The following is a 12,709-nucleotide window of genomic DNA, read 5'->3' as shown; positions in this document are numbered from 1 at the left end:
CTATTGCTCCGGGTCGCCTGCGTGGATGTAGCTGGTCTTGACGGCGGTGTAGAATTCCGCCGCGGCCCGGCCCTGCTCGCGCGGACCGTAGGAAGAGTGCTTCCGGCCGCCGAACGGCACGTGGTAGTCGGTGCCGGCCGTCGGCAGGTTGACCATGACGCAGCCGGTCCGGGCCTCCCGTCGGAACGCGTTGGCCCGCGCCAGCGACTTGGTGAGGATGCCCGCGGTCAGTCCGTATTCGGTGTCGTTCACCAGTTCGACGGCATGGTCGAAACTGTCCGCCTTGATGACGCAGGTGATGGGAACGAACATTTCCTCGCGGTTGATGCGCATGTCGTTTCGGGTCCCGACGAACACTGCGGGATTGAAATAGTAGCCTTCGGTGCGCCGCTCCAGGCGCTCGCCGCCGCAGGCAAGCTCGGCGCCCTCCTGCTTGCCGATGCCGATATAGCGCTCCGCCGCGGCAAGCTGGTTGGCATCGACGACCGGGCCGATCTGCGTGCCCTCGTCCAGCGCGTGGCCGACCTTCAGCCTGCCTGTCGCCTCCACCAGCCTGGCCACGAAAGCATCATGCACGCGGCGATCCACGATCAGCCGCGACGATGCGGTGCATTTCTGCCCGGAGCCGAAAAAGGCGCCGTTGACCGCATGCGCGACCGCCATGTCGAGATCGGCGTCGTCCGCAATCACCAGCGCGTTCTTCGATCCCATCTCGAGCTGCACCTTGGTCAGGTTCTGGGCGCAGGCGACGGCGACCTTGCGGCCGGTCTCGTAGGAACCGGTCAGCGTCACGGCGTCCACGTCCGGGCTGGAAACCAGCGCGTCGCCGACAGCACTGCCCGGCCCCATAAGGAGGTTGAACACGCCGTCGGGCAGGCCTTGGCGGCTGATGATTTCCGTCAGCGCCCAGGCCGATGCCGGCGTGAGATTGGACGGCTTCCAGATCACCGCGTTGCCATAGGCAAGCGCGGGCGCGATCTTCCAGCTCGCCGTTGCGGTGGGAAAATTCCACGGCGATACGACGACGACCACGCCTAGCGGCTCTCGCCGCACATCGACGTCAACGCCGGGGCGCACGCTTTCGGCGTTCTCGCCATACTGGCGATGGCATTCGGCGGCATAAAACTCGAAGAACTGGCCGGCACGATAAACCTCTCCGACGCCTTCCGCGCGCGGCTTGCCCTCTTCGCGCGACAGAAGCTCGCCCAATTCCGCGGAACGGTCCATCAGTTCGCGGCCGATCGCCGACAGCGCCTTGTAGCGTTGCTCGATGGGCGTGCGGGCCCATCTCGACGCGCCTTTCCTGGCCGCTTCGATGGCGCGGCCGACGTCTTCCACGCCTGCCTGTGCGTAGCGCCCGACCTCGTCCGACAGATCGGAGGGGTTCACATTTGCTATCGATGCGCCGGCCTCGACCCATTTGCCGCCGATGAAGTTGGAATGAACCGTCAACGCGATGCTCCCATATGCACTTGGCGCCAGCAAAGCGCGACTGGCGATTTCAGTCAATTTGAATTACACGTATGGAATTTCGATTTAATTGAAACGGAAAGTCCATGCGCTATTCGCTATCTGCCTTGCGGGTCTTCAAGGCCGTCGCCGATCTCGGCAGCATCACCGAAGCGGCGGAAAGGCTGGGACGCACGCCCTCCACGGTTTCGATGGCGCTCAAGACTTTCGAGGAGGAACTCGGGGTCCAGCTCTTTCAGTCGGAGCGCAAGAACCGTCTCACCCCGACCGGACAGTTCGTCCGCGATCGCGCCAATGACGTCCTCTCACAATATGAGCGCGCCATATCCTCCATCGAGGCTTTCGCGCGCAACCAGACCGGCCGCGTCGATCTCGCCTGCGTGCCCTCGGTGGCGGTGTCCATTCTGCCGCGCGTTCTGCTTCATTTCCGGGCAAAATATCCCCAGGTCGAGATCAGCGTGCACGACGCGGATTCGCCCAGCGTCGTGGAGTCGGTGCTGGCCGGCAAGGTCGGCCTTGGCGTCGCCAGCGTCCGGCGCGACCAGCCCGATCTCGATTTCAAGCCGCTGTTCAACGATGCGCTGGGCATAGTCTGCAGGGCCGACGACCCGCTCGCCCGGCATGACGGCCCGGTCTCCTGGGATGTTGTGCGCGGACGCACGCTGCTCGGCAACGGTATTACCGGGCTGATCGATTCCACGCAGTTTTCCGACCTGGTCAGCAGGGCGCCCATCAAGGTCTACAACGTCCTGTCGCTTCTGGCGTTGGTCCGGGCGGAGGTGGGCATCACCGTCCTGCCCCGCCTTTCGCTGCCGTCATCCGAACACGACCTGCGCTTCGTGGCGCTGGACGATCCGATGGCGCGGCGGACCGTCGGGCTCTTGTCGCGTGCGTCGGAGGTGGCTTCCCCGGCAGGGGAAGCGTTTGCGCGCGAACTGAAAAGCGTCGTCGACGCGGCCGGCGCCGAGCTGGGCCTACAGATCTGATCTAGGCCCCCGGCGCGGTGCACCTCAGGCGCAAAGCGCCTCGATCCGCTCCATCAGAGCCGGATCGACGCGCACGCCCTCTCTTTCCGTGCGAAGGCGCGCGGCCTGCCGCCGAGCGCCGGGCAGCCGGGTGCCCTCCTGTGCGGCGATGGCATCGACCAGGCTTGCGACCTGCTGCGGAAACACCCCTGAGAAAGCCGACGGATCGAAGGCGATGAAGCACTGGCCGGTCCTCGGAGGCCCGCCGGCCGTTCCAGAAAACGGACTGGCGTCCTTGCTCAAGGCCGCTCCCGAAAGGCAGGAGGCGAGGATTTCCACCAGCAGGCCGACGCCGAAGCCCTTGTGTCCGCCGGCCGGCAGCATGGAGCCTTTCAGCGCAGCGGCCGCATCGAGCGTGGGCGCGCCGTCGGCATCGATCGCCCAGCCCGGCTCGATCGGCAGGCCTCCACGCGAACGCAGCAGGATCTCCGATTTCGCCACGACGCTGGCCGATTGGTCGAGCACCAGCACAGCGCTCCCGTCAGCGCCCGGAACGCCGAGCGCAAAGGGATTGGTGCCGATGACGGGCCGACGGCCGCCGGGAGGCGCGATGGAGGCCGGCGCATGCGTGGTGCACAAGCCGAGCAGCCCGGCCTCGGCGATGCGTTCGGCGTGATGGCCGAGCACGCCGCAATTGTAGGAGTTGAACACCGTCATTGCAGCGACGCCGTTCTCGCGGGCCGCCGTCACAAACCGGTCCCAGCCGGCGTCGATCGCCGGATGGGCGAAACCGGTGGCGGCATCGACGACGACGGCGCCGGCACGCGGTTGCGACACGACGGGATGCGCCATGCCGTCCACCTTGCCGCAACGGACATGCTCGGCATAGATCGGGACATAAAGCAGGCCATGGCTGCGAATGCCGTCGCGCTCCGCTAGCATGGTCGAGCGCGCGACCGCCGCGGCATTCTCTTCGCGGGTTCCCGCCGCCACCAAGGCACGGATGGATATCTGCTCGACCGCGGCGAGCGTCATTGTTCGTTCAGTCACGGCATTGTCCTTGATCCCTGGCCTCCAGCTTCGAGCTTTCGGCAAAGCGGCTGACGGGCCCGAAGCGGCGGGCGACGACGGTCAATACAATCTCACGGAAATTCTCGCTACCCGATCATCGCGCATAACCACGAGGATGGCGTCTCATGGCAAGAGAGCCAAAGCGGGATGCATTCAGCCGCTCGGGCCGGATGGCGCCGCGCGCCTTCGGAAAACCGTCACCAGCCCCCCTATCGGCACGCAGAGCGCAGTCAGGAAGGCCACCAGGCTGGGGGCATGAAATGGTACTTCGCGCCAGCGCGGCACGACGATCCCGCCGGTGCTGAACGGCTCGCCGCTATACTGGCACAGGACCCACGAGGCGCCGGTGCGCACCATGTCGGCGTCGATCCGGGAAACGAGATCGTTGGCGGCGTCTCGCGCAGAGGGCATGCCCTGCATATAGGCGAGAACTGCCTTGGTCGCGGCCAGATAAGCGTGGCTGCACTCGTTGAAGGGACTTTCCTCGTCCCGGATGCTGCCGGGCACCAGACCCCACAGGCAGTATGTATACTGGATGTTGCCGTAGTTCAGCAGCCGGCGGAACGTCGGATCGGTCTTCGTCTGCCGGCTCGCCAGATCAACCGTTTCGCGCCTGTAGCGGGCCATGACGGCCATCTGCCCATGCGTCAGGCTTGGGATGGGAATGCCGGGCTCGGGCGGGCCCGAACGCGAGTGGGCGCGGGCATCCGCAGAAGCAAACGCCAAGGCAGAAACGATCAGCGCGAGCTTCACAAAAGTGACGGTCGCGCTGGCGGCCCTGGTCTTCGGGACCGGCTGCACCGTCTCAGAACGTGGCGAGCCGCCCGGCGGACCTGCCCCGGCTGCGGCTGACCAGTTCAGGTTCGACGGCCGCGCCGAATGCCAGCCCGATAACCGTCCAGACGATCAGCTGGATGCCCAGGGCTGCCACGCGGAACTGCCACAGCACCGCGGCCGAGAAGTTTTCCGGCACTTCGTTGATGTCCGGCATCGCATGGTTGACCACGGCGAAGATGGCCAGGAAGACGATTCCTGCGATGATGGAGGCGTTCCAGCCGCCATGCTGCGCCCACAGGCGCCGTGCCAGCGCGACCGCCAGCACCATGGCCGCGACCGATATCACGATCATGATGAAGAACAGCTCGGTGCGATAACCGATCGTCTCCGCGCTGCCGACCGCCGGTGGACTGGCGGGGTATTTTATCCCCGGCGCCACGATGATCGCCACAAACCCGAGGACGGCCAGCACCGCCGAGGTGCCGCGGGGACCGAGCGAACCGAGCCGGCCATGGGCATAGGCGAAAACGAGCGAGAAAAGACCGCCGAGTGCCGCGCCGTAGACCAGCAGCCCTACGGCAAGGCCGGCACCGGCCTGAGTGGCCCTGCTGACGATTTCAGGCTCCGGCGCCTCGCCGGCGGCCTGCGCCATCTGCTCTTCGAAGGCGATCGCCTTATCGACCGGCGGCTCCCCATAGACCCGGGCAAAGGCAAACGCCAATAGCCCCGCGAGCAGCCCGACAAGCATGCCGCGCAGCAACAATCTGCCAACCATGTACCCTGTCTCCTTAGTGACAGGGGAAACCGAGCAGATGGCGGCCGTCATGCACGAATTCGTGCACGTTCATGCCGGAAATCAGGGACGTGGCGCCCTCCTCCGCCCCGACGAAATAGATCGCCAGAAGCATGAGCAGGCCGGCAAAGATGGCCCAGGGCAACAACTCGCCCAGGGGGATCGGCATAGGGCGTACGCCCGGTGCTAGTGTGGCATTGGACATCATTGTCTCCTGGGATACCGCGTCCCGTTGATTGACTGCGAGATACGCTGCGGTCTGACTTACGGCAGCCTTTCCGACTGCCGATTACAGTGGCGCGACCGTGCCGGAATCTCACCAGCTTCGCCCGTATCTCCAGCGACAGTAGCAGACTCGCCTTGCCTGTCAATCAAGCGCGCGAAGCTCAATTCGCCGGCTTTCCGCTTACTGGTGCCATTTTGGTATATTGACATAAAGATATCTTTATGTGATTTCCGATGCTGTGTCGTCACGAGAACTGGAATTGTCGCAAATGAATTCTGCGTTGAAGGGCCTGTTCGGGCCGACAGCCAAGACGTCCCGCGGGGACGAGGTTCGCGCCGCGCTGACGGCCGCCGCGCGCGAGCGCATCCTGGTGCTGGACGGCGCAATGGGCACGCAGATCCAGGGGCTCGGCTTCGGCGAGGACCATTTCCGCAGCGACCGCTTCGGCGGTTGCGCCTGCCACCAGCAGGGCAACAACGATCTTTTGATCCTTTCGCAACCCAAGGCGATCGAGGAAATCCACTACCGCTACGCCATTGCCGGCGCGGATATCGTCGAGACCAACACCTTCTCCTCCACGCGCATCGCGCAGGCCGACTACGGCATGGAGGACATGGTCTATGAACTGAATCGCGACGGCGCGCGCCTTGCCCGCCGCGCCGTGATCCGGGCCGAACAGGAGGACGGCAAGCGCCGCTTTGTCGCCGGCGCGCTCGGCCCCACGAACCGCACGGCCTCGATCTCGCCCGACGTCAACAATCCCGGCTATCGCGCCGTGACCTTCGACGACCTGCGCATCGCCTATGCCGAGCAGTTGCGCGGGCTGATCGACGGCGGCGCCGACCTCATCCTAATCGAGACGATCTTCGACACGTTGAACGCCAAGGCGGCGGTCTTCGCCTGCGAGGAGATTTTCGCCGAGACCGGCGAGCGGCTGCCGATCATGATCTCCGGCACGATCACCGACCTGTCCGGCCGCACCCTTTCTGGCCAGACGCCGACCGCGTTCTGGCACTCGCTGCGTCATGCCGACCCATTCACCTTCGGGCTGAACTGCGCGCTCGGCGCCAATGCGATGCGGCCGCATCTGGCCGAGCTTTCCAGCGTCGCCGACACCTTCACCTGTGCCTATCCCAATGCCGGCCTGCCCAACGCCTTCGGCCGATATGACGAAAGCCCGGAATTCATGGCCGCGCAGGTCGAGGAGTTCGCCCGCGAGGGGCTGGTGAACGTGGTCGGCGGTTGCTGCGGCTCGACGCCCGAGCACATCGCGGCAATCGCCGAGGCGGTCAGCAAGCACCCGCCGCGTCAGGTGCCCGAGCACAAGCCGTTGATGAAGCTCTCCGGCCTGGAGCCGTTCACGCTCACGCCGGAAATTCCCTTCGTCAATGTCGGCGAGCGCACCAATGTCACCGGTTCGGCGAAATTCAGGAAGCTGATCACCGCCGGGGATTTTGCCGCCGCGCTGGATGTCGCGCGCGACCAGGTGGCCAATGGCGCGCAGGTCATCGACGTCAACATGGAAGAGGGCCTGATCGACTCCAAAAAGGCAATGGTGGAGTATCTCAACCTGATCGCCTCGGAGCCGGACATAGCGCGCGTGCCGGTCATGATCGACTCGTCCAAATGGGAGGTGATCGAAGCCGGCCTGAAATGCGTGCAGGGCAAGCCGATCGTCAATTCCATTTCCATGAAGGAGGGCGAGGAGGCCTTCCTGCACCATGCAAGGCTGTGCCGCATGTATGGCGCGGCGGTCGTGGTCATGGCTTTCGACGAGGCCGGGCAGGCCGACACGCAGGCGCGCAAGGTGGAGATCTGCACCCGCGCCTACAAGCTCCTGACCGGGCAGGCGGGTTTCGCCGCCGAGGACATCATCTTCGACCCGAATATCTTCGCCGTGGCGACGGGCATCGAGGAGCACAACAATTACGGTGTCGACTTCATCGAGGCCGCGCGCGAGATCACGGCCACGCTGCCGCATGTCCATGTTTCGGGCGGCGTGTCGAACCTGTCCTTCTCCTTCCGCGGCAACGAGCCGGTTCGCGAGGCCATGCACGCCGTGTTCCTCTACCACGCCATCCAGGCGGGCATGGACATGGGCATCGTCAATGCCGGCCAGCTCGCCGTCTATGAATCGATCGATCCCGAGTTGCGCGAGGCCTGCGAGGACGTGGTGCTCAACCGAGTGCCCAAGGCGAGCGGTTCCCCGACCGAGCGGCTGCTGGAACTGGCCGAGCGCTTCAAGGGCGTTGCCGGCAAGGAGGCCAGGGAAAAGGACCTCGCCTGGCGCGAATGGCCGGTCGAGAAGCGGCTGGAACACGCGCTGGTCAACGGCATCACCGAGTTCATCGAGGAAGACACCGAGGAAGCCCGCCAACGGGCCGAACGGCCGCTGCATGTCATCGAAGGGCCGCTGATGGCCGGCATGAACGTGGTCGGCGACCTGTTCGGATCGGGGAAAATGTTCCTGCCGCAGGTGGTCAAGTCGGCTCGCGTGATGAAGCAGGCGGTGGCCGTGCTGCTGCCTTATATGGAGGCTGAAAAAGAGGCCAATGGCGGACAAGGCCTGCGCGAAAGCGCGGGCAAGATCCTGATGGCCACGGTGAAGGGCGATGTGCACGACATCGGCAAGAACATCGTCGGCGTCGTGCTGGCCTGCAACAATTACGAGATCATCGATCTCGGCGTGATGGTGCCGGCTGCGAAAATCCTCGAAACGGCGCGGGCCGAGAATGTCGATATCATCGGCCTGTCGGGCCTCATCACGCCGTCGCTGGACGAGATGGCGCATGTCGCCGCTGAGATGGAACGCGAGGGTTTTGACATTCCGCTGCTGATCGGCGGGGCGACGACCAGCCGCGTCCATACCGCAGTGAAGATCCATCCGCGTTACGAACGCGGGCAGACGGTCTATGTGACCGACGCCAGCCGCGCCGTCGGTGTGGTTTCGAGCCTGTTGTCGCCTGAAATGAAACCGGGCTATGTCGAGGCTCTGCGCGGCGAGTACCGCAAGGTCGCGGAAGCGCATGAGCGTTCGGAATTGGAAAAGCAGCGCCTGCCGCTGGCGAAGGCGCGCCAGAACGCGCATCGGATCGACTGGGCGGCCTATGACGCGCCAAAACCTTCTTTCCTCGGCACCCGCGTGTTCGAGACGTGGGACCTGGAAGAACTGTCCCGCTACATCGACTGGACGCCCTTCTTCCAGACATGGGAGCTGAAAGGCCGCTATCCGAAGATCCTCGAGGATGAAAAGCAGGGAGCGGCCGCGCGCCAGCTTTTCGAGGATGCGCAGGCGATGCTGAAGAAGATCATCGCGGAAAAATGGTTCGCCCCGAGGGCCGTGATCGGCTTCTGGCCGGCCAACGCGGTGGGCGACGACATCCGGCTCTTCACCGACGAGAACAGGTCGCAGGAGCTTGCTACCTTCTTCACGCTGCGCCAGCAGCTTACCAAGCGCGACGGCAAGGCCAATCTCGCCTTGTCGGATTTCGTAGCGCCTGTGGAAAGCGGCAAGCCCGATTATGTCGGCGGCTTCGTGGTGACGGCCGGCATCGAGGAGGTGGCGATCGCCGAACGCTTCGAACGGGCCAATGACGATTATTCGTCCATTCTGGTCAAGGCGCTGGCCGACCGCTTCGCCGAGGCCTTCGCCGAGCGCATGCATGAGCGCGTGCGCAAGGAATTCTGGGGCTACGCGCCGGATGAGGCGCTGACGGGCGACGACCTGATCGCCGAAGCCTATCAGGGAATCCGTCCGGCTCCCGGCTACCCGGCACAGCCCGACCACACCGAGAAGGCGACGCTGTTCGGCCTGCTCGATGCGCAGAACAATGCCGGCGTTGCGCTCACCGAAAGCTACGCCATGTGGCCGGGTTCGTCTGTGTCCGGCCTCTATTTGTCGCATCCCGAGAGCTATTATTTCGGCGTCGCCAAGGTCGAACGCGACCAGGTCGAGGACTATGCCCGGCGCAAGGGCATGGCGGTGGCAGATGTGGAACGCTGGCTCGGGCCTGTCCTCAACTACACGCCCGCGCCGCTTTCCGAAGCGGCGGAGTAGACGCGGGCGCACTTCACCGGCACTTCCGAAAGCCTCTTTCGGAAGTGCCGGCCAAAGGCATTGACAGGGCGGCCGGCTATCGCCCAATCTAGAGGCGTCACCAGGGGAGTCCCGACAAGGGGCTGAGAGACTGCTGGCTTCGTGCAGCGCAGTGACCCGTTGAACCTGATCCAGTTCATACTGGCGTAGGGAAGGTGCAAGGGCTCACTGGCCGCGGTCCGTCACAGGACCATTGGGGAAAAGGGTAAGGCGCCCTCCCCGGCTAAGCGTTCTTATCCTCCTTTCGGCATCGAACTGGGTCTCCAATGCAATCGGGCAAAGGAGGTCCCAAATGAATGCTCCCGTGAATATCGCGACCCTCACCGTCACCACCGGCTCCCTGCCGGCGTCGCGCAAGGTCTACAAGCCGGGCACGATGCACCCCGGCATCAGCGTGCCGATGCGCGAGATCGACGTCCATCCGAGTGCCGGCGAGCCGCCGGTGACGGTCTACGACTCGTCCGGTCCCTACACCGATCCCGCCGCTGCCATCGCCATCGAAAAGGGCCTGCCGCGCATCCGTAAGGACTGGATCGCCGCGCGCGGCGACGTCGAGGCCTATGACGGCCGCATCGTGAAACCGGAGGACAACGGCTTCGTGTCGGGCGACAGGCTGACGCCGGAATTCCCGGTGCGGCACCGGCCCTTGCGCGCCGCGCAGGGCCGCGCCGTCACCCAGCTTGCCTATGCCCGCGCCGGCATCGTCACGCCCGAAATGGAATTCGTCGCCATCCGCGAGAATCTCGGCCGCGAGAAGCTGCACGAACTGGCGCAACGCGACGGCCAGTCTTTCGGCGCGGTGATCCCGGACTTCGTGACGCCGGAATTCGTGCGCGACGAGATCGCGCGCGGCCGAGCCATCATCCCGTCCAACATCAACCATCCCGAGAGCGAGCCGATGATCATCGGCCGCAATTTCCTGGTGAAAATCAACGCCAATATCGGCAATTCCGCCGTCACCTCGTCCATGGCCGAAGAGGTGGAGAAGATGGTCTGGGCGATCCGCTGGGGCGCCGACACGGTCATGGACCTGTCCACCGGCCGCAACATCCACAATATCCGCGACTGGATCATCCGCAACGCGCCGGTGCCGATCGGCACGGTGCCCATCTATCAGGCGCTGGAGAAGGTCGGCGGCATCGCCGAGGACCTGACCTGGGAGGTGTTCCGCGACACGCTGATCGAGCAGGCCGAGCAGGGCGTGGACTATTTCACCATCCATGCCGGCGTGCGGCTGCACCACATTCCGCTCACCGTCGATCGTGTCACCGGCATCGTCAGCCGCGGCGGCTCGATCATGGCCAAGTGGTGCCTGCATCATCACCGCGAAAGCTTCCTCTACGAGCATTTTGCCGAGATCTGCGACATCGCGCGCGCCTATGACGCGTCGTTCTCGCTGGGCGACGGCCTGCGCCCCGGCTCCATCGCCGATGCCAACGACGCGGCCCAGTTCGCCGAACTGGAGACGCTGGGCGAGCTGACGCAGATCGCCTGGGCCAAGGATTGCCAGGTGATGATCGAAGGCCCCGGCCACGTGCCGATGCACAAGATCAAGGAGAACATGGACAAGCAGCTCGAGGTCTGCGGCGAGGCGCCTTTCTACACGCTCGGGCCGCTCACCACCGATATCGCGCCGGGCTACGACCACATCACCTCGGGCATCGGCGCGGCCATGATCGGCTGGTTCGGCACGGCCATGCTCTGCTACGTCACGCCCAAGGAGCATCTGGGCCTGCCCGACCGCGACGACGTCAAGACCGGCGTCATCACCTACAAGATCGCCGCCCATGCCGCCGATCTCGCCAAGGGGCATCCGGCCGCCAAGATCAGGGACGACGCGCTGTCGCGGGCGCGCTTCGAGTTCCGCTGGGAGGACCAGTTCAACCTCTCGCTCGACCCGGACACGGCGCGCGCCTTCCACGACGAGACGCTGCCCAAGGAAGCCCACAAGGTGGCGCATTTCTGCTCCATGTGCGGGCCGAAATTCTGCTCCATGCGCATCTCGCACGACATCCGCGACGCCGCCCGCCAGGAGGGCGAGCGCAAGGCCGGCATGGAAGCCATGGCGGAGAAATTCCGCGATGGCGGCGATCTCTACATGCCCCTGGACAAGGCCCCGGCGAAGGAGCCGGAGGCCGCGTCATGAAGGTGCTGGTCAAGGGGGCCGGCGTCGCCGGCCTCACCGCCGCGCACGAGCTCGTCCGGCGCGGCGCGCAAGTCGTCGTGGCCGATCCGCGCCGCGACGCGGCTGCGGCCGCGTCCTGGTATGCCGGCGGCATGCTGGCGCCCTGGTGCGAGCGCGAAAGCGCCGAGCAGCCGGTGCTGGATCTCGGCATCGGCGCCGCCGACTGGTGGGAGGGCGCCCTGCCCGGCCATGTCCTGCGCAGGGGCACGCTGGTGGTGGCCCCGGCACGCGACCGCTCCGAGCTTGCGCGCTTCGCGTCCCGCACCGGCGGCTTCGTTGCCGTCGATGCCGGCGGGATAGCGGAACTCGAACCGGATCTCGCCGGCCGCTTCCGCGAAGGCCTGCATTTCGCCGCCGAGGCGCATCTCGATCCACGCGCCGCGCTGGAAGCGCTGCACGGGGAGCTCTCGGCGAACGGCGTCATCTTCGATACCGGGACGCCGGTAGAAAACCGCTTCGACCGCGTTATCGATTGCACCGGCATGGCGCGCGCCGCTGCCGATGCCCGCCTGCGCGGCGTGCGCGGCGAGATGCTGATCCTGCGCAGCCGCGAGGTGACGCTGTCGCGGCCGGTCAGGCTGCTGCATCCGCGCATCCCGCTCTATGTCGTGCCGCGCTCCGGCAACCGCTTCATGGTCGGGGCGACGATGATCGAAAGCGGTTCGGCGCAGCCCATCACCGCGCGTTCCATGATGGAGCTTCTCAACGCCGCCTATAGCCTGCACCCCGCCTTCGGCGAGGCGGAAATCCTCGAGACCGGCGTCGGCGTCAGGCCCGCTTATGCCGACAATCTGCCGCGCGTCGAGCAGTCGGGGCGCAGCATCACCGTCAACGGCCTTTATCGCCACGGCTTCCTGCTGGCGCCCGCAATGGCGCGGCAGGCGGCGGAACTGGCGTTCGAACGATCGGAAGCAAGGGAGCTTGCACATGAAACTGACGGTTAACGGCAAGCCGCAGGAAGTCGCCGCCTCCACGCTGGCCGCGCTGCTTTCGGAGCTGGACTATGAAGGCGGCTGGCTCGCCACCGCCCGCAACGGCGAGCTCGTGCATGCCGAGCAGCGCGTGGCCTGCCGCCTCAGCGACGGCGACCGCATCGAAATCCTTTCCCCCATGCAGGGAGGCTGAA

General features: G+C 65.4%; 10 protein-coding genes and 2 riboswitches. Of the genes, 5 read left to right on the top strand and 5 right to left on the bottom strand.

Features of this window, described 5'->3' with window-relative positions; translation table 11 throughout:
- On the bottom strand, window positions 1-1,452 hold the full coding sequence (locus QU595_RS21255) for an aldehyde dehydrogenase family protein (protein WP_315925596.1): 1,452 nt from the start codon (window positions 1,450-1,452) through the stop codon (window positions 1-3).
- A gap of 104 nt (window positions 1,453-1,556) precedes the next feature.
- Between QU595_RS21255 and QU595_RS21250 the strand changes: the two genes are divergently transcribed.
- On the top strand, window positions 1,557-2,456 hold the full coding sequence (locus QU595_RS21250) for a LysR family transcriptional regulator (protein WP_315925594.1): 900 nt from the start codon (window positions 1,557-1,559) through the stop codon (window positions 2,454-2,456).
- Between the two features lie 24 nt (window positions 2,457-2,480).
- Here QU595_RS21250 and QU595_RS21245 read toward each other — a convergent pair whose 3' ends face one another.
- The 4 genes from QU595_RS21245 to QU595_RS21230 all read right to left on the bottom strand — a co-directional run bounded on the left by QU595_RS21245 (window position 2,481) and on the right by QU595_RS21230 (window position 5,281).
- Entirely contained in the window at window positions 2,481-3,485 is a 1,005-nt protein-coding gene (locus QU595_RS21245; RefSeq protein WP_315925592.1) for an Ldh family oxidoreductase, read from the bottom strand.
- Between the two features lie 174 nt (window positions 3,486-3,659).
- Complete coding sequence (locus tag QU595_RS21240) at window positions 3,660-4,133, bottom strand: hypothetical protein (protein WP_315925590.1); 474 nt, start codon at window positions 4,131-4,133, stop codon at window positions 3,660-3,662.
- Window positions 4,134-4,311: 178 nt separating this feature from the next.
- The gene (locus tag QU595_RS21235) at window positions 4,312-5,058 is read right to left on the bottom strand and encodes a CbtA family protein (RefSeq protein WP_315925588.1); all 747 of its coding nucleotides are present in this window, start codon (window positions 5,056-5,058) and stop codon (window positions 4,312-4,314) included.
- A 13-nt stretch (window positions 5,059-5,071) separates the two neighbouring features.
- Window positions 5,072-5,281, bottom strand: a complete 210-nt coding sequence (locus QU595_RS21230) for a CbtB domain-containing protein (RefSeq protein ID WP_315925586.1) — start codon at window positions 5,279-5,281, stop codon at window positions 5,072-5,074.
- 30 nt (window positions 5,282-5,311) lie between these two features.
- Window positions 5,312-5,440, bottom strand: a riboswitch (cobalamin riboswitch).
- Between the two features lie 130 nt (window positions 5,441-5,570).
- Between QU595_RS21230 and metH the strand changes: the two genes are divergently transcribed.
- The 4 genes from metH (at window position 5,571) to thiS (ending at window position 12,708) form a co-directional block, all read left to right on the top strand.
- Window positions 5,571-9,359, top strand: coding sequence for a methionine synthase (gene metH, locus QU595_RS21225; protein ID WP_315925584.1), 3,789 nt, complete (start codon window positions 5,571-5,573; stop codon window positions 9,357-9,359).
- Between the two features lie 92 nt (window positions 9,360-9,451).
- A riboswitch (TPP riboswitch) is annotated at window positions 9,452-9,569 on the top strand.
- 121 nt (window positions 9,570-9,690) lie between these two features.
- Window positions 9,691-11,544: a phosphomethylpyrimidine synthase ThiC gene (gene thiC, locus QU595_RS21220; RefSeq protein WP_315925582.1), complete on the top strand. Its 1,854-nt coding sequence runs from the start codon at window positions 9,691-9,693 to the stop codon at window positions 11,542-11,544.
- Window positions 11,541-12,527 carry a glycine oxidase ThiO gene (gene thiO, locus QU595_RS21215; RefSeq protein ID WP_315925580.1) on the top strand — a complete coding sequence of 329 codons (987 nt, stop codon included), beginning with the start codon at window positions 11,541-11,543 and terminating at the stop codon, window positions 12,525-12,527. The genes thiC and thiO overlap by 4 nt, the downstream gene beginning before the upstream one ends.
- On the top strand, window positions 12,511-12,708 hold the full coding sequence (gene thiS, locus QU595_RS21210; RefSeq protein WP_315925578.1) for a sulfur carrier protein ThiS: 198 nt from the start codon (window positions 12,511-12,513) through the stop codon (window positions 12,706-12,708). The genes thiO and thiS overlap by 17 nt, the downstream gene beginning before the upstream one ends.
- Window position 12,709: the final 1 nt, after the last annotated feature.

It is taken from the genome of Mesorhizobium sp. SP-1A (assembly GCF_032460275.1).
GTDB lineage: Bacteria > Pseudomonadota > Alphaproteobacteria > Rhizobiales > Rhizobiaceae > Mesorhizobium.
This window is presented reverse-complemented; position numbering and strand designations above follow the sequence as displayed.